The sequence below is a fragment of the Sphingomonas sp. P2_B6 genome, from assembly GCF_056404755.1.
The window spans coordinates 126,966-144,082 of the sequence record NZ_JBFUDK010000001.1; the positions used below are offsets into that span (position 1 = coordinate 126,966).

At 67.7% G+C, this 17,117-nt stretch carries 11 protein-coding genes; 6 read left to right on the forward strand and 5 right to left on the reverse strand.

The features are described from left to right. The first annotated feature begins 8 nt into the window (after positions 1 to 8). On the forward strand, positions 9 to 1,718 hold the full coding sequence (locus AC1DX5_RS00660) for an ATP-binding cassette domain-containing protein (protein WP_478013739.1): 1,710 nt from the start codon (positions 9 to 11) through the stop codon (positions 1,716 to 1,718). On the opposite strand, the gene AC1DX5_RS00665 is transcribed toward AC1DX5_RS00660, so the two are convergent. Continuing rightward, complete coding sequence (locus AC1DX5_RS00665) at positions 1,715 to 2,542, reverse strand: arylamine N-acetyltransferase family protein (RefSeq protein ID WP_478014026.1); 828 nt, start codon at positions 2,540 to 2,542, stop codon at positions 1,715 to 1,717. The two genes, AC1DX5_RS00660 and AC1DX5_RS00665, sit on opposite strands and share 4 nt — an antisense overlap. Before the next feature lie 50 nt (positions 2,543 to 2,592). Continuing rightward, positions 2,593 to 4,929 carry a GH92 family glycosyl hydrolase gene (locus tag AC1DX5_RS00670; protein WP_478013740.1) on the reverse strand — a complete coding sequence of 779 codons (2,337 nt, stop codon included), beginning with the start codon at positions 4,927 to 4,929 and terminating at the stop codon, positions 2,593 to 2,595. Positions 4,930 to 5,130: 201 nt separating this feature from the next. On the opposite strand from AC1DX5_RS00670, the gene AC1DX5_RS00675 reads away from it, so the two are divergent. The 4 genes from AC1DX5_RS00675 to AC1DX5_RS00690 all read left to right on the forward strand — a co-directional run bounded on the left by AC1DX5_RS00675 (position 5,131) and on the right by AC1DX5_RS00690 (position 11,561). After that, positions 5,131 to 6,153: a LacI family DNA-binding transcriptional regulator gene (locus tag AC1DX5_RS00675; protein WP_465172030.1), complete on the forward strand. Its 1,023-nt coding sequence runs from the start codon at positions 5,131 to 5,133 to the stop codon at positions 6,151 to 6,153. Positions 6,154 to 6,282: 129 nt separating this feature from the next. Next, positions 6,283 to 8,799, forward strand: a complete 2,517-nt coding sequence (locus AC1DX5_RS00680) for a glycoside hydrolase family 3 protein (RefSeq protein WP_478013741.1) — start codon at positions 6,283 to 6,285, stop codon at positions 8,797 to 8,799. Further along, positions 8,796 to 10,088 carry an MFS transporter gene (locus AC1DX5_RS00685; RefSeq protein WP_478013742.1) on the forward strand — a complete coding sequence of 431 codons (1,293 nt, stop codon included), beginning with the start codon at positions 8,796 to 8,798 and terminating at the stop codon, positions 10,086 to 10,088. Before AC1DX5_RS00680 ends, AC1DX5_RS00685 begins: the two co-directional genes overlap by 4 nt. A 63-nt stretch (positions 10,089 to 10,151) precedes the next feature. Beyond that, positions 10,152 to 11,561: a pyridoxal phosphate-dependent decarboxylase family protein gene (locus AC1DX5_RS00690; RefSeq protein WP_478013743.1), complete on the forward strand. Its 1,410-nt coding sequence runs from the start codon at positions 10,152 to 10,154 to the stop codon at positions 11,559 to 11,561. 133 nt (positions 11,562 to 11,694) lie between these two features. On the opposite strand, the gene AC1DX5_RS00695 is transcribed toward AC1DX5_RS00690, so the two are convergent. Beyond that, complete coding sequence (locus AC1DX5_RS00695) at positions 11,695 to 13,884, reverse strand: penicillin acylase family protein (RefSeq protein ID WP_478013744.1); 2,190 nt, start codon at positions 13,882 to 13,884, stop codon at positions 11,695 to 11,697. Positions 13,885 to 13,932: 48 nt separating this feature from the next. Between AC1DX5_RS00695 and AC1DX5_RS00700 the strand changes: the two genes are divergently transcribed. After that, a complete protein-coding gene (locus AC1DX5_RS00700) occupies positions 13,933 to 15,189 on the forward strand; it encodes a metal-dependent hydrolase family protein (RefSeq protein WP_478013745.1) in 1,257 nt (418 codons plus the stop codon). A 567-nt stretch (positions 15,190 to 15,756) separates the two neighbouring features. On the opposite strand, the gene AC1DX5_RS00705 is transcribed toward AC1DX5_RS00700, so the two are convergent. Together AC1DX5_RS00705 and AC1DX5_RS00710 are read right to left on the reverse strand one after the other, a co-directional pair. Continuing rightward, a complete protein-coding gene (locus AC1DX5_RS00705) occupies positions 15,757 to 16,623 on the reverse strand; it encodes an alpha/beta hydrolase family protein (RefSeq protein ID WP_478013746.1) in 867 nt (288 codons plus the stop codon). 50 nt (positions 16,624 to 16,673) lie between these two features. Further along, positions 16,674 to 17,102: a GlcG/HbpS family heme-binding protein gene (locus tag AC1DX5_RS00710; RefSeq protein ID WP_478013747.1), complete on the reverse strand. Its 429-nt coding sequence runs from the start codon at positions 17,100 to 17,102 to the stop codon at positions 16,674 to 16,676. Positions 17,103 to 17,117 lie beyond the last annotated feature (15 nt).

Here is a 17,117-nt window from a genome sequence, read left to right on the forward strand (position 1 = left end):
GGGCCGCGATGACAGTCGCATCGATGAAATCCCTCTGGCGGCAGGCCGGCCTTTTCCTCGGCGCCTTTGCGCGTTTCGCCGGCATGCGTGGCTGGATCGCCGCCGGGCTGGTCGGCCTGTCGGCGATCCTCGACGGCATGGGGCTGGTGCTGCTGATCCCGATCGTCGAAGCGGTGGTCAGCCCGAACGGCGGCTATATGCCGACGCGTGTCGTCTTCGAGACGCTGGGCGTGCAAAGTCCATTGGGCAGGCTCGCGGTGCTGATCGCGGCCTTTGTCGCGCTGTCCCTGCTGCGCGCGCTGGTGCTCTATGCGCGCGACATGCAGCTTGGTCGGCTGCAGGGAGATTTCGCCCAGCACGAGCGCAATCGCATCATCCAGTCGCTCGCCGCCGCGCCGTGGAGCCGCATCGCGGCGCTCAGCCATGCCCGCGTCACCAGCCTGGTCAGCGTCGAGGTCAACCGGATCGGGGCAGGCGCGCAATTCCTGATCCAGGGCGGTATCGCAATGGTGATGCTGGTGGTGCAGGGCGCGCTCGCCTTTGCGCTGGCGCCGGGACTCGCACTCACCATCGGTGCGATCTTTCTCATCGGCGGCGGCGTGGTCCTGCTCGCCCAGGAGCGGGTCCGCGCGCTCGGCACCGGGCTGGTCGATGCCAATCACCGGATGATGGGCAGCGCGGCGGGCTTTCTCGGCGGACTCAAGGCAGCGACCGCGCAGAATGCACAGCATGGTTTCGCCGAGGAGTTCGCGACGATCCAGCACGCGGTCCGGGCGCGGCAACTGGAATTTATCCAGCGCCAGGCGCGCAGCCGCCAGCTCTTTGCGATCGGCTCCGCCCTGATGGGCGCGGTGGTCGTGCTGACTGGCTATGCCGCCGCGATCCCCCCCGCCATCCTGATCACGCTGGTGCTGATCTTCGCGCGGATGAGCGCCCCGGCGATGGTGATCCAGCAATCGGTGCAGAATTTCTTCTTCGGCCTCCCGGCCTTCGAGGCGATCCGCAAGCTCGAGCAGGAACTCGACGCGAGCGTGGCGCCCGCTCCGATCCCGGTCATGCCACCACCGGGCGCGATCGAGCTGCGGGGCGTCTCCTTCCTCCATCCGGGCGGCGGCGGGCTGCATCCAGCCGACCTCAGGATCGAGCATGGATCGTTCGTCGGGATCAGTGGGCCATCGGGCGCGGGCAAGACCACCCTCGTCGAGCTGCTCACCACCTTGCAGCAACCGCAGACCGGACAGATGCTGATCGGCGGCGAGCCGCTCGACGCGGCGCTGCAGGCGGGATGGCGCGAAAGCCTTGCCTATGTTCCGCAGGAAGGTTTCCTGTTCAACGACACCGTGCGCCGCAACCTGACCTGGGGTGCGACCGGGATCGACGATGCCCGGCTATGGGATGCGTTGCGCCTTGCGGGTGCCGCGGAGATCGTCGCGCGGCTGCCGGACGGCCTCGAGTCGATGGTCGGCGAGCGCGGCATCGCGCTGTCGGGCGGCGAGCGCCAGCGGCTGGCGATCGCCCGCGCCCTGTTGCGCGAGCCGCGCCTGCTGGTGCTCGACGAGGCCGCGAACGCGATCGATGCCGCGAGCGAGGCGGCGTTGCTGGAGCGGCTCGCCGCACTCGATCCGCGGCCGACCATCGTGATGATCTCGCACCGTGCCGAGAGCCTGGTGCGATGCGATCGGGTGCTCACGGTCGAGCTGGGGCAGCTCTCGGGCTAGGCTTGTCCGAACAGGCCCAGCGCGGCGACTTCCTGCGCCGTGAACTCGATCCCGAACATCAGGCTCAGCCTCGTGCGATAGACGCGCGGATCGACGATTTCCTCGATCGTCTCCTCGTCGCCGGCGCGGCGGCGGTACATGCGGTCGGTGAGGCCGGCGAGACCGCGCGGCAGCACGATGCTGACGACGCGGACCTGCATGAAGCGGCTCTCCGGCGCGGCCGAGGTCCAGCGGTTGCTGAGTTCCAGATCGGCATCCCAGACCTGGCCGAGGGTGAAGCTGTATTGCGGCTGGAACCCCTCGCCGGTGCCGCGCCCGTCGGTGCTGCCGGGATGGCCGTCGCGCAGCAGCATCCAGCCGTGGAGCACGTCGCGTTCGAGCCGGAAGCGTGCGCCGTCCGGGGCATCCGCCGTCGCGCCTTCGACCAGCGGCATGATCGGGGTATAGCTGCCGCCGAAACCGGGATCGGCGATCCAGTCCTGATCGTCGATCGTCACCAGGCTGAAGGTGTGGGTGAGCGGCGGCGTATCGGTCGCGGCGAGCCAGACCCGCGCGAGCAACGGCCGCGCCGCGAAACCAAGCGCTGTCAGCGCGTCGAGGAACAGCCGGTTATGCTCGAAGCAATAGCCGCCGCGCCGGGCGGTCACCAGCTTGGCGAAGACCGACGCGCTGTCGATGCGGATGCCCCGGCCGAGGATGACGTCGAGATTCTCGAACGGAATGGCGAGACGGTGCGCGCGCTGGAGCGCGGCCAGGCCCTCGGCGTCAGCGAGCGGCGCTTCCTTCAGGGCGATGCGGGCGAGATACGCGTTGAGATCGAACATGGCGCGCCGCTTACTCATTTTCTCCCCTCCCTGAAAGGGAGGGGAGAGGGTCACTTCGAATAGCCCGTCATCGAATAGGGTCGGTCCTTTTCCGCTATCGCCCAGGTGGCGTTGGGCGTCGCCTGCATCACGAAATGGAGATCGCCGCCGGCGACGATCTCGCTGTGGCGGATGAAGCCGCGGGGCAGCGCTTTGCCGTTGAGCAGGACCTGGCCGACATAGCGGTTCGTATCCGACAATCCGTCGGCGCGGATGGTGAAGCGTTTGCCATTGGGCAGGTTGAGCATCGCGCGGTCCACGAAAGGCCGGCCGATGACATATTCGCCCGTGCCCGGCGCGACCGGATAGAAACCGAGCGACGTGAAGACGAGCCAGGCCGAAATCTGGCCGAGATCGTCATTGCCCGACAGTCCGTCCGGGGTCGGCTTGTACTGGCTGTCGACGATCTGCTTCAGCCGCTCCTGGGTGCGCCATGGGCTGCCGGCATAGCTGTATAGATAGGCGACGTGATGGCTCGGCTCATTGCCATGGATATATTGGCCGATCAGCCCGGCAATGTCCTCGGCATGGCTGTAATCGACCTTCGAATTGTCGAAGTCGAACATCGCGTCGAGCTTCTTCACGGTCGCCGCATCGCCGCTGAGCATGCGGATCAGGCCGCCCTGGTCCTGCGGGGCGAACCATGAATATTGCCAGGCATTCCCCTCGGTATAATCGCTGCCATAGTTGATCGCGGTCGGGTCGAACGGTTCGCGGTAGCTGCCATCGGCCTTGCGGGCACGCAGGAAGCCGGTCTTCGCATCGAAGCTGTTGCGCCAGTTGAGCGCGCGCTTGTCGAAGCGGTCGGCCAAGTCCTTGCGCCCCATCGCCCGCGCCATCCGGGCGATCGTCCAGTCGTCATAGGCATATTCGACCGTCTTGGAGGCGGCCTCGGGCTCGCGATCGATCGGCACGTAACCAAGCTTCATATAGTCGCCGAGGCCGCCATAAGGCGCATAGTCGGCGCTCGCGACCATCGCATCGAGCGCAGCCTTGGCATCGAAACCCCTGATGCCCTTCAGATAGGCATCGGCGATGACCGGCACCGCGTGATAGCCGATCATCGTCCAGGTCTCGCGCCCGTTGAACTGCCAGACGGGGAGGATGCCGAACGGGCTGTCCTGCCGGCTGGCGATCAGCGAATTGACGAAGTCGGCGTTGCGCTTCTCCGGCTGGATCAGCGTCAGCAGCGGGTGCTCGGCGCGGAACGTGTCCCAGAGCGAGAAGGTCGAGTGATAGGTGAAGCCGGTCGCCTGATGGACCTGATCGTCGGGCCCGCGATAGCGGCCGTCCGCATCGCCATAGACGCTGGGCGCGACCAGCGTGTGGTAGAGCGCGGTATAGACCGTCTTCCTCATCGGCGCCGGTGCGTCGATGATCACCGCGCCAAGCGCCTTTTCCCAGGCGGCCCGGGTCCGGGCCCGGATCGTATCGAAGCTGCCGGGCTCGCTGGCGAGATTGGCGAGCGCGCCGGCCTCGTCGACGCCGGAGATGGAGACATGGACTTCGAGCGGTTTGGCCAGCGTGCCGAAATCGAGCCGGGCGACGAGCGCGCGTCCGGCCAGCTGCTCGACGGAATCGTCGCCGCGACCGGGGCCCTGGAAGCCCTTGTACGGCACATCCTCCTCGCGGTTGACGAACGCATGCCCGGTCAGCGGGGCGGAGAAGCGCATGGCGAAGAACAGCTTGCGCGACGGCGCCCAGCCGCGCGTCTCGCGCATGCCGGTGATCGTGCCGTCGGGCCGCACGCGCACCGACGACCAGAGGATCTTGCCGGGATAATTATAGATGCTCGACCGCAGGTCGACGACCAGATGCGCGGGCTTGCCGGTGGGAAAGCCGTAGCGATGCACGCCGACCCTGGTACCGGCGGTCAGTTCGGCGCGGACGCCGGGATCGTCGAGCGTCACCGCATAATAGCCGGGCGTCGCTATCTCGCTCGCATGGCTGAAGCGCGAGCGGTAGCCGGAGCCTGGTTTCGCCGGGTCACCGGGTTCCAGCGACACCGTGTCGCCGACGACTGGGCTGACCAGGATATCGCCGAGATCGCTGTGCCCCGCCCCGGAAAAATGCGTGTGCGAGAAGCCGAGGATCGACGAGTCCTCATGACGATAGCCCGCCGCCCATTTGTAGCTCTGCTTGAACGGCCTGATCTCCGTATCCGGGCTGAGCTGGACCATGCCGAACGGCGCCACCGCACCGGGGAAGGTGTGCCCCTCCCCGCCGGTCCCGATAAAGGGATCGACCGAATCGACCGGCGCGGGGGACGAAACCGGCGGCGTTTGCGCGGTGGCGAGGCTGGCTGCGGTGCCGAGGCACAGGGCGGCGATGACCGTGAGGCGATTCATCGGGCCGTTAGACCACAGGAGACGGGACCGGTGAAGCATGCCCGGCGCCGGAAATTGATACTAACGTTGTCATAGTTGCTGCATCTCGCAGAAAAACCCTTGTTTCGTTGCCGTTTCGGAAGGCAGTATCACGCCCGCCCGCTGTACTGCGCCTGTGGCGCAGGCTACCGCGGCCGTCATTCCCATGCTAGCGGGGCAGATATGGACCTGGGGCGTCGCGCAACCATTATCGATGTAGCCCGCGAGGCGGACGTATCGATCAAGACCGTTTCGCGCGTGTTCAACGATGCGCCCAATGTGACGCCCAAGACCCGCGACCGCGTGATGAAGGTCGCGACCGCGCTGCATTACCACCCCAATGTCGTCGCCCAGGGCCTGGTCGGACGGCGATCCTATCTGCTCGGCCTGCTCTACGAGAACCCCAGCCCCAACTATGTCGTCGAGCTGCAGCAGGGCGCGCTCGACCGGTTGCAGGGCGAGAAATACCGGCTGGTCGTGCTGCCGGTGGGCACGGTCTCGGCCATTGCCGACAAGATCGTCTCGCTCGTGCGGTCGGCCGCGCTCGACGGCGTCGTGCTGACGCCGCCCGCCTCCGACCATCCCGTGGTGCTGGAGCAACTCAAGGCGGCGCGCTTCCCGTTCGTCCGCATCGCGCCGACCCGCTCGCCCGAGCTCGGTCCCCGCACCCTGACCGACGATGTCGGCGCGGCGCGGATGATGACCGAATATCTCATCTCGCTCGGCCACAAGCGGATCGGCATGATCAAGGGCGACCCGAGCCATCCGGCAAGCGAGGCCCGCCTGCTGGGCTATTCCAATGCGCTCGCCGCAGCCGGACTGAAGATGCGGCTCGACGATATCGAGCAGGGCATGTTCAACTTCGAATCCGGGCTCCAGGCCGGCGCGCGCCTGCTCGGCCGCCGCGACCGACCGACCGCGATCTTCGCGCAGAATGACGACATGGCCGCCGGGGCGATCATGGCGGCGCACGATCTCGGCATCGACGTGCCGCGCGACCTGTCGGTTGCGGGGTTCGACGACAGCGCGATCGCGCAGATCGTCTGGCCGCGCCTGACCACCATTCACCAGCCGGTGTTCGACATGGCGCGCGACGCCACGACGATGCTCGTCGCGATGCTCGAGAAGAAGCCGCATGAGGACCTGATCGAGCATCCGGTCGCTTTGGTTCACCGTCAATCCACCGGGCCAGCGCCGGGCGCCTGACCCGATCCCGGACGATCGCGCTACAATCGCGGCCGATTGGAATTGACAACGTAGGTCATGAAATGATGTAACGGCGTTCATGACCCGATTGATCGGGCGTGTGAACCGATCGGTGGGGAGAGTGGTGTAATGCTCGGCAGGCGCAGGCTGAAGATGGCGTTCGGGGTCGCAAGCCTCGTGGCCATCGCGACAGCAACGGGAATCGGCGCGGCGCAGACGCCGACTGCCGCCTGGCCGCATGTCGGGTCGCCCTTGCCGGCCGATCCCGCGATGGAAAAGCGGATCGATTCGCTGCTCGCCAGAATGAGCGTCGAGGACAAGGTGGCGCAGGTCGTGCAGCCCGACATCGGCAGCCTGACGATGGACGAAATCCGCCAGTATAAATTCGGATCGATCCTGGCCGGCGGCAGTTCCGGCCCGAATCTCGACGACAAGGCTCCCGCCCCTGCCTGGCTGGCTTATGCCGATGCGGCGTGGGAGGCCGTGACCAGGCGCGACGACGGCCGCCCGGTGATCCCGCCAATCTGGGGCATCGACGCGGTGCATGGCCATGCCAACGTCATCGGCGCGACGATCTTTCCGCAGAATATCGGCCTGGGCGCGATGCGCGACCGCGACCTGATCCGGAAGATCGGCGAAGTGACCGCAAAGGAGATGGCGGTAACCGGAATCGACTGGGATTTCTCGCCGACGCTGGCGGTGGTGCGCGACGACCGCTGGGGCCGCAGCTATGAGGGCTTTTCCGAAGATCCGTCGGTGGTGCGCGACTATGCCGGCGCGATGATCGAGGGGCTGCAGGGCAAGGCGGGCTCGAAGGAATTCCTGCGCGACGGCAAGGTGATCGCGACCGCCAAGCACTTCGTCGGCGACGGCGGCACCGCCAATGGCATCGACCAGGGCGACAATCCCGGAACCCCCGAGCAGATCCGCGACATCCACGGCGCGGGTTATCCCCCGGCGATCGCCGCGGGCGTGCAGGCGGTGATGGCGAGCTTCTCCAGCGTGCGCGGCACCAAGCTGAGCGCGGACAAGGATTTGCTGACCGGCGCGCTGCGCGACCAGATGGGCTTTGACGGGCTGACCGTCGGCGACTGGAACGCGCATGGCCAGGTGCCGGGCTGCACCAACACCTCCTGCGCCGCCGCGATCAACGCGGGCATGGACATGGTGATGGCGCCGGACAGCTGGAAAGGCTTTTACGCCAGCACGCTCGCCCAGGTGAAATCGGGCGAGATATCGAAGGGGCGGCTCGACGAAGCGGTGCGGCGCATCCTGCGGGTGAAGATCCGCGCCGGCATGTTCGAGAAGGGCAAGCCTTCGTCGCGCCCGTTCGCCGGCAAGTTCGAGCTGCTCGGATCGCCCGAACACCGCGCGGTCGCGCGGCAGGCGGTGCGGGAGTCGCTCGTGCTGCTCAAGAACCAGGGCCATGTGCTGCCCTTGTCGCCGAGGCTCGACCTGCTGGTGGCGGGCGACGGCGCCGACAATATCCCCAAGCAGAGCGGCGGCTGGACGATCAGCTGGCAGGGCACCGGCATGACCAATGCCGACTTCCCGCATGCCCAGTCGATCTATGCCGGTATCGCCGAGGCAGCCAAGGCGGCAGGCGGCAGCGCCACGCTGAGCGTCGACGGCAGCTTCACCAAGAAGCCGGGCGCCGCGATCGTGGTGTTCGGCGAGGACCCCTATGCCGAGTTCGCGGGCGACCGGCCGACGGTCGAATATCGCCCCGGCGAGAGCCGCGACCTCGACCTGCTGAAGAAGCTGAAGGCGCAAGGCATTCCCGTGGTCGCGGTATTCCTGTCGGGCCGGCCGCTCTGGGTGAACCCGGAGCTCAACGCGGCCGACGCGTTCGTCGCGGCCTTCCTGCCCGGCGGCGAAGGTGGCGGCGTGGCCGATGTGCTGCTGGCGGGTGCGGACGGCAAACCGCGCCACGATTTCCGCGGCACGCTGTCCTTCTCCTGGCCGAAGCGCATCGACCAGACGCCGCTCAACAAGGGCGACGCCGTGTACGACCCGCTCTTCGCGTTCGGCTATGGGCTGACCTACAAGGATAAGGGCGACCTCCCGGCACTGTCCGAGGATCGGCCGGCAGCCGCCACGCGGCCCGACGGCACCGTGTTCGCGCGCGGCACCCTGCCGCCCGGCTGGCGCTTCGATCTGGCCGAGCCAGGTGGGGTCGCCGAGCCGGTGTCCGGCAATGCCGGCGCGACAGGGGCCGGCGGGGTTCGCCTGTCGAGCGTCGACCGGCGCGCGCAGGAGGATGCGCGCAGGATCGTCTGGGGAACCGCCGGGGGCACGGCGCGGATCGCCGCCGACAAGCCGATCGACATCGGCCGGGAGAGCAACGCGCAGTATAATATGGTCATCGAATATCGCGTCGATGCGGCGCCGACCGGCACCGTCAGGCTGGGCATGCAGTGCGGCGCCAATTGCGCGGGCACGGTGCCGATCACCGGCGTGCTGCGCGCGGCGCCGGTCGGGCAGTGGAGCACCCTTACCTTGCCGCTCAACTGCTTCGCCACCGCCGGGCTCGACCCGCGGCGAGTGAGCGCGCCGTTGATCCTGGCGAGCGCCGGGGCCGCGACGCTGTCGATCTCCGACATCCGCTTCGTCAGCGCGAACGGTGTCGCCGGGTGCCCGCAATGACCGCAACCGAGGGCGGCAAGGCCGCTGCCGGTGCCGGGGCCGCCTTTGCGGTGGTGACGTGCCTGTTCTTCGCCTGGGGCTTCGTCACGTCGAACACCGATCCGCTGATCGCAGCGATGCGCGGCATCTACACGCTCAACGTGGCGGAAGGCATGCTGACTCAGTTCGCCTTCTTCCTCGCCTATTTCGTGGTGTCGCTGCCGGCTGCCGCCTTGCTCGCGCGGCTCGGGCACAGCCGGACGATCATCACGGCACTGATGGTGATGATCGGCGCGTGCGGGCTGATGCTCGTCGCCTCGCACATGCACGCCTACACCATGGTGCTGGTCGCATTGTTCGTGATGGCGGGCGGCATCACCGTGCTGCAGGTCGCGGCCAACCCCCTGGCGGCGTCGCTCGGCGCGCCCGAGCGGAGCCATTTCCGCCTCACCTTCGCCCAGGCGTTCAACTCGCTCGGCGTGGTGCTGGGCGTCAGCATCGGATCGAAGCTGATGCTGCGGCCCGACGTATTCGGGAAGGGCGGGCATATCCTGCCGCACATCCCGCGCAGCACGGCGCTGGGCGCGATCGACCATGCCTTTGTGCTGATCGCCATCGCGGTCGCGGCGCTCGCGCTGCTGATCTTCGTCTTCCGCAAGCGCATCAATGCATCGGCTGCCGACATCACCATCCAGGGCGCTTCGCCGCTCAAGGCGCTGCGCTCCGGCTGGGCAGTGTTCGGCGCAATCGCGATCTTCCTCTATGTCGGCGCGGAGGTGACCATCGCCAGCGTGATGATCAACTTCCTCAACCGGCCCGACGTACTCGGCCTGACGCTCGAAGCGGCGGGCGGGGTGCTGGCTTATTATTACTGGGGCGGTGCGCTGGCCGGACGGTTCGTCGGCAGCGTGGTGCTGACCAGGGTACGGGCGAGCTGGTTGCTCACCGGCGCCGCCGCGATCGCGGCGTGCCTGACCGCGGCGGCATTCGTGTTGCACGGCCCCGCGGCGGCGTATGCGGCACTGGGCGTGGGCTTCTTCAATTCGATCATGTTCCCGACGATCTTCAGCATCACCATGGAACGGTCCAGGACGTCGAGCGCCTCGGTGTCGGGCCTGCTCTGCATGGCGATCGTGGGCGGGGCGTTGCTGCCCTTGTTCTCCGGCTGGATCGCGGACGCGACGTCGATCGGCATGACCTTCGTGCTGCCCGCCATCGCCTATGTGGTGATCGCGCTGTTCGGCGGGCTGGGCCCCAAATCTCGGCTTTCCGGCGAGGACGCGGTGGAGGCGGCGCCCGCTTTCCACTGAGGCGACACTTTGAAGGCCAGAAGCGGATGGCGCGTGCCCTGCCCGTTGTGACATGGTCGCGCGATGGAACCGGACGATATCGATAACGGCCATGCCGCCATGGCCGACGCCGCGAAGCACGCCATCGCCTATCGGCGCGACGTCGCGACGGCGGAGAATACGCCTGTCGCGAGCTATGCCGAGATGCTCGCCGCCTTCGCCGCGCCGACGCCCGAACGAGGTGCCGACCCACGGGCGATCATCGAGGAACTCGCGACCCTGGCCACGCCGGGCATCCGCGCCTCGACGGGCCCGCGCTTCTTCGGCTGGGTGATCGGCAATTCGCATCCGACGGGTGTCGCGGCGGATTGGCTGGCTGCCGCCTGGGGGCAGAATGCCGCCAACCTCCATGCCGCGCCCGCTGCCTCGGCGATCGAGGCCGTTACGGCAGGCTGGCTGCTCGATCTGCTTGGGCTGCCGGCGGGCGCTTCGGTCGGTTTCGTCACGGGCGCGACGGTCGCCAATTTCGTGTGTCTCGCCGCCGCGCGGAGCGAGGTGCTGCGGCGCGTCGGCTGGGATGTCGAGGCCGACGGGCTGTGCGGCGCGCCGCCGATCACCGTGCTGATCGGCGACGATGCGCATGCGACGGTCTATTCTGGAATCAAGTATCTCGGACTCGGCGCCCAGCGGGTGCGGCGGATCGCTTGCGATGCGAGCGGGCGGATGCTGGCCGACGAGTTCGCGCGAGCGTTGGGCGAGACCACCGGGCCAGTGATCGCGATCGCTCAGGCGGGGCAGATCAACACCGGCGCGTGCGACCCGTTCGCCGAGATCGCGCCGATGGCGCGGGAGGCCGATGCCTGGCTGCATGTCGATGGCGCGTTCGGGTTGTGGGCGCAGGCGAGCCCGGACCAGGCGCACCTGGCCGCCGGGGTCGAGCTGGCCGACAGCTGGGCGACCGACGGGCATAAGTGGCTGCAGACGCCCTATGACAGCGGCTTTGCGATCGTGCGCGATGCGGAGGCGCATCGGCGGGCGATGGCGATCACCGCGAGCTATCTGCCGCCGGCCGAAGGCGCCGAGCGCGACCCTTCCGCCTATGTGCCCGAGCTGTCGCGGCGGGCGCGGGGCTTTGCCGCCTGGGCGATGATCCGGCAGCTCGGGCGCGAAGGGATCGCGGCGATGGTCGCGGAGCATTGCGCCATCGCGACGCACATGGCGGAGCGGCTCGCGGCGGTGCCGGGGGTCGCGCTGGTCTGCCCGGTCGAGCTCAACCAGTTCATGGTGCGCTTCGGGGACGATGATGCGCTGACGCTCGCGACGGTGAAGCAGGTCCAGGAGGATGCGGTGGCGTTCATCGGATCGGCGCTGTGGCGCGGGCAGTGGGTGATGCGGGTTTCGGTCTCCTCGGTGGCGACGACGATGGCAGAGGCGGATGTCACGGTTGATGCGGTGGTGGATGCGTGGGAGCAGACCAGAGCGGGCGAGGCCTGAAAGGGTCTTCCCCGGCGAAGGCCGGGGTCCAGTTGGAGAGGTTGTAGTAACGAAGGGCACCTTCTCCAATCCAAGTCCCCCAACTGGACCCCGGCCTTCGCCGGGGAAGGAACATAATTGCTGACACCGCGCCTTACTCCCCCGGCTGGTATTTCCGCTCCACATGGCCGGTGAGGTCCTGCGGGTAGAAATAGACCGGTCGGAGATTGCCGTCGGCGTAGCGTTGGGCCTGGTCGTTGAAATGGGGTGACGCGGGGTTGCCGCTTTCGCCGCCCGCGGTGACCGCCCAGGCCTTGAGGCGCGGGCCGAATTCCACCACCGCGACGAAGCTGTTGCCGCTGGTGCCGTAATAGTTCTTCGTGTTCGGATACGCCTTCGCACCATAGCTCGCCAGCGACCCCCATTGGCCGGAGACGAATGGCACGGCGATGCTGGGTTTTGAATCATCGAACCGGGCATCGATCGAATCGTCGAGGCGCTGGAACCGGTTGATCCGGCCCCAGGCCACGCGCCAGTCGCCAAAGTCGCGGGTCAGGCGATCGACCGCCTGGACGAGCGCATCGAGCTTCGCCTCGGCCGTCACTTTCGCGGCGATATAGTCGGGCACGTTCATGCGCTCGGCACGAGCGAAGCCGCCGACATCCTTCCACAGCGCATCGCCCCAGAAGATGGCGAGCGAGGTCGGTTCGGACGCGGCGCTCCAGCGATAGTCCCAGCCCTTGAGCGCGGCGATCGGCGCGGCGAGTTTGGCGCGGCGGGCGTCGCCTGCGGGAAGCGCCTGCCAGGCGGACACCAGTTGCGGGATCAGCTTGGCGAAGGCGGGGAGATAGGAGTCATAGGCTGCGGCGCGCAGCCCTTCGGGCGTGAAGCCGGTCTTGCCGGTCAGCAGCAGATCGGAATGTGTGCCGCGCGCATTCGGCCCGGCCTGATCCATATATTTGGGATAGTCGGCCGCCTTCGGGCTGTCGGGGCCGGCCGACTGCCAGGGCCAGTCGTTCGAGTTCTTCGCCCAGCCGACCGGGGGGTTGATCGCATTGGGCAGCGTCGCGATCGCATGCAGCCCCTTCCAGTCCGTCGCGGGATCCGATCCGTCGACTGCGCGGGTATAATCGAAGCTGTCGTTGCGGATCGGCACGAATTGCGGGTGGAGATAGGCGATCTCGCCCTTGCTGTCGGCGAAGAGCGTGTCGTTCGAGCTGTTCGCCTGGCGCTCGGCGACGGCCATGTAGGAAGCGAGATCGGTCGTCTTCGTGCGCAGCCAGCTTTGTTCGAGCGCGGGGATCGGTTTCCACATCAGCGACATGGCGATCCATTTGCCGTCGCGCTTGGCGACGATCGGGCCATGGTGCGTGCGCTGCACGGTGAAGGTGCGGGTGCCCATGGTGCCGTCGGGCTGGCGATAGGAAATCGAGATGCGGCTGCGGTCGACCGGGCGGAGCTTGTCGCCATAGCGATAGGATAGCTTACCCGACTGGAACACGAAGGTCTCGGCGAACTCATCGACATTGTCGACGCCCGAGGAGGTGTGCATCCAGCCGGCATTGGCGTTGAAGCCCTGATAGATGAAGAACTGCCCCCAGGTGGAGGCGCCATAGGCGTTGAGCCCCTCCCCGCTGGTCATCTGCAGCTCGGAGCGGAAATAGAAGCTGGTGTGCGGGTTGATCAGCAGCAGGGCGTGGCCGTCAGCGCTATTCTTCGGCGCGATGGCGATGCCGTTGGAGCCGCGCGGTTCGCGCGGGATTCGGCCAAGCTCCTCGTCGGTCATCGCGACCTGGCGGGTGCCGTAGAGGCTCTCCAGTTCCGACAGCGAGATGCGCTCGATATCGCCGCCGATGCTGCCTTCGGTGAAGGACAGCGCCATCCAGGGTTCGAACCGCGTCAGCACCTTGGGGCGCGTGTCGGGATGCGTGGCGAGATAATAGTTCAGCCCATCGGCCCAGGCCTGCATCAAGGCGCGCAGCCACGCCGGGCTTGCCTTGTACTGCTTCTGGAGATCGACCGGATCGACATAGAGGCGCTGGCGCAGATCGGCCCAGATCGCCTCGTTGCCCTGCGCCTCCGCGGTGCGGCCGAGCGCGGTCAGATAGTTCGCCTCGATCCGGCCGAAATCATCCTCCGCCTGAGCGTAGATCGCGCCGAACACGGCATCGGCGTCGCTCTTGCCGACGACATGGGCGATGCCCCAATCGTCGCGCGTGATGGTGACGCGGGCGGCCTGGGCCTTCCAGCCGGCCTTCTCGTCCGGCGCGGCGTGGGCGATGCCGGGGGTCAGGAGAGCAAGCGCGAGGAGCGGGTTGCGAAGGCGGCGGCTGAGTCTATCCATGAGACAAGGGCTATCCGGCGCATCGTGGCGCGGCAAGGAGAACGGGCGATGAAGTGGTTGCTGGCGCTGACCTTGTCGATCGCCGGACCCGTGGCGGCGGCCGAACCGCCTATCCTGCTGCGCCCGGCACAGGTTTTCGACGGCGTCGATCCGAAGCCGCATGCCGGCTGGGAAGTGCTGATCGAGGGCGGCAAGATCGTCTCGGTCGGGCCGGCGCTGACCGCGCCCGCCGGCGCGCGCACGATCGAGCTGCCGGGCCAGACCCTGATGCCCGGGATGATCGAGGGCCACGGCCATCTGTTCCTGCATCCCTATAACGAGACGAGCTGGGACGATCAGGTGCTGCACGAGCCGCTGGCGCTGCGCACCGCGCGGGCGGTGGCGCAGGCGCGCGCGACCCTGATGGCGGGCTTCACCAGCGAGCGCGATCTCGGCACCGAGGGGGCGGGCTATGCCGATGTTGGGCTGCGCCAGGCGATCGAGCAGGGCATTGTACCGGGGCCGCGCCTCACGGTGGCTACGCGGGCGATCGTCGCGCTGGGGGCTTATGGCCCGAAGGGGTTCGAACCGGGCGTCGCGATCCCGCAGGGTGCGGAGGAAGTGAGCGGCGTCGACGACATGGTCCGCGCGGTGCGCAGCCAGATCGCGGCGGGCGCGGATGTGGTGAAGCTGTACGCCGATTACCGCTGGGGGCCGGGCGAACCGAGCCGGGCGACCCTGTCGCTGGCCGAGATCACCGCCGCGACCGAGGCGGCACATGATGCGGGGCGCACCGTCGCCGTCCATGCGTCGACCGCCGAGGGCATGCGCCGGGCAATCGCGGCCGGGGTCGACACGATCGAGCATGGCTATGACGGCACGACCGAGATCTTCAAGGCGATGGCGGCGAAGGGGATCGCGCTGTGCCCGACGCTGGCCGCCTCCGATGCCGTAGCGCGCTATCGCGGCTGGAACGGCGCCGATCCCGCGCCGGTCAGCGTGAGCGAGAGCCGGAAGTCCTTCGCGCTGGCTCGCGCGGCCGACGTACCGATGTGCATGGGCGGCGATGTCGGCGTGTTCACGCATGGCGAGAATGCGCGCGAAATGGAGCTGATGGCCGCGGGCGGCATGCCGGCGGCGCAGGTGATGATTGCCGCGACCTCGGGCAATGCGCGGGCCTTCCACCTCGATGCCAAGGTCGGCGCGGTGAAGCCGGGGCTGCTCGCCGATCTGATCGCGGTGAGCGGCGACCCGACCCGGGACATAGCGGTGGTGCGCGACGTGCGGCTGGTGATCAAGGGCGGCGTGGTGGTGAAGGGGCCCTGACCCCCGGCGTGGAGGCTTCAAGTAATGGTGTTGGAGTCGGATCGAAACTGGCCAGTATTCGTCGAATTTTGCGACCCACCTGCGAAGGGGGCGAATCGCGGCGCTATTGCGCGCCTGTAGAGGGTTTAGTTGGGGCGGGCGAACAGGTGTTGGAAGCGCAAGAAACGCGCCGCGAAATATGGCGCCGAGCGCACTTGACGAATAGCTGCCGAATTTCGCGAGGGGTATCGGAAATTGTTCGCGCTCTTCTTGGGGATAGTTGGGGGCTGGAATCTTGACTGGCACGTTGCGTCTCTCTCGGGCTTCGGCGTGGAGCGCCGGGCGTGAGACGATAGCGGGCAGTGCGAGAGGTTGAATCGGGGCGCTGGGCGCCCCTCACCCTCTTCCCTTCCCCGGCGAAGAGTGCCGGGTCGGATCGTCCCCCGGACGATCCTTGAACATGCGGGGCATGTTCAACCCGGTACTGGCCCAGTTGGGGGACGCACATGGCTGGCGCTGCGCATAGTTACATCAGCCTTCCCGACTGGGCCCCGGCCTCCGCCGGGGAAGAAGATAGGGGGAGTCCCCCTACTGGCCGAACGGGTACAGATGCACGGTTTCCGGCAACGTCACCTTCACCGTCGCGCCATCCCCGTCGAGCTTCGCCACGATCGCCCGGAGGATCATCGCCACAACAGCGCCATCGGGCGCATGGCCCGCATCCTTGATGACGAAGGCAGCGCCGGGCTTGTGCGCCGCGCCGGCCGCCTTGGCGAGTTGTTCCCCCATCTGCCACGGCACGGTGTCGTCCGCGGTGCCCTGGATCAGGTAGAGCGGCTCATCGAGCTTCGGGATCGCGGCCACATTGTCATACTCGTTGGGGACGGCGGCGCGGAGGAGTTTCGACACCATGTCGCGCAGGCGGGTGAAGGCGCCGATGGTGACCAGCGCATCGACATGCTGGCGCGTGGCGAGCCCGAAGGCGACGCCGCCGCCCAGGCTGTGGCCGACCAGGATCAGCTTGCCGCTGCCCGCCAGGCTGCGGGCGCGGGCGTAAAAGGCGTCGGCATCGGCGGCGAGGCCGGCTTCGCTCGCCTTGCCCGGATTGCCGCTATATTCGCGGTACTCCGCGGCGACGATGCCATAGCCTTCGGCGATCAGCGGGGCATACCATTCCACCGACCGCATCGCGCTCGAGCCGTTGCCGTGGAAAGCGAGCAGGGTCGGCTTGCCGTCACGCGGGGCGATCTCGATGCCCTTGAGCGACAGGCCATCGGCGGTTTGCACCGTATCGATCGTCGCGGTGGCAGGCAGGCCGGCGGTGCTCAGCGGCGCCTTGGGGGCGGGATAGATGCGGCCATGGACCTGCGCTGTCGCCGGGGTGGCGATGAGAAGGGCGGACAAGATTGCGGGAATCAGCGCGAAAAACAGCCTTTGGCCAGCGAGACGGGTCACTACTAATCCTCCCCAACTGGACCCCGGCCTTCGCCGGGGAAGCAGACTGATTATGATTGCGCGGTCAGCCCCGCGGCGGCGATGCCGGCCAGGGCGCAGGCCTCGTCATTGTCCGAGCTGTCGCCGGTGATCCCGACCGCGCCGATCGGCAGGCCTTCGCCGTCCACCACGATCACCCCGCCCGCCGCGGGGATGATGCCGTGCGTCGCCAGCGCGCCGAGCGACGCGACGAAGCTCGGCCGGTCGGCCGCCATCTCGCCGATCTTGCGGCTCAAGACGCCGAGGGCGAGCGCGCCGGCCGCCTTGCCCGAGGCGATCCGTTCGCGCAGGCTCGACGCGCGGTCCTGGCGCTGAAAGGCGATCATGTGGCCGCCCGCATCGAGCACCGACACGCTCAGCGGCTTGAGGCCGAGTTCGGCGCCGCGGGCCAGCGCCGCCTCGATGATCCTGTTGGCCTGTTGCAGGGTGATCCGGGACATGGGCATTCCTCATCA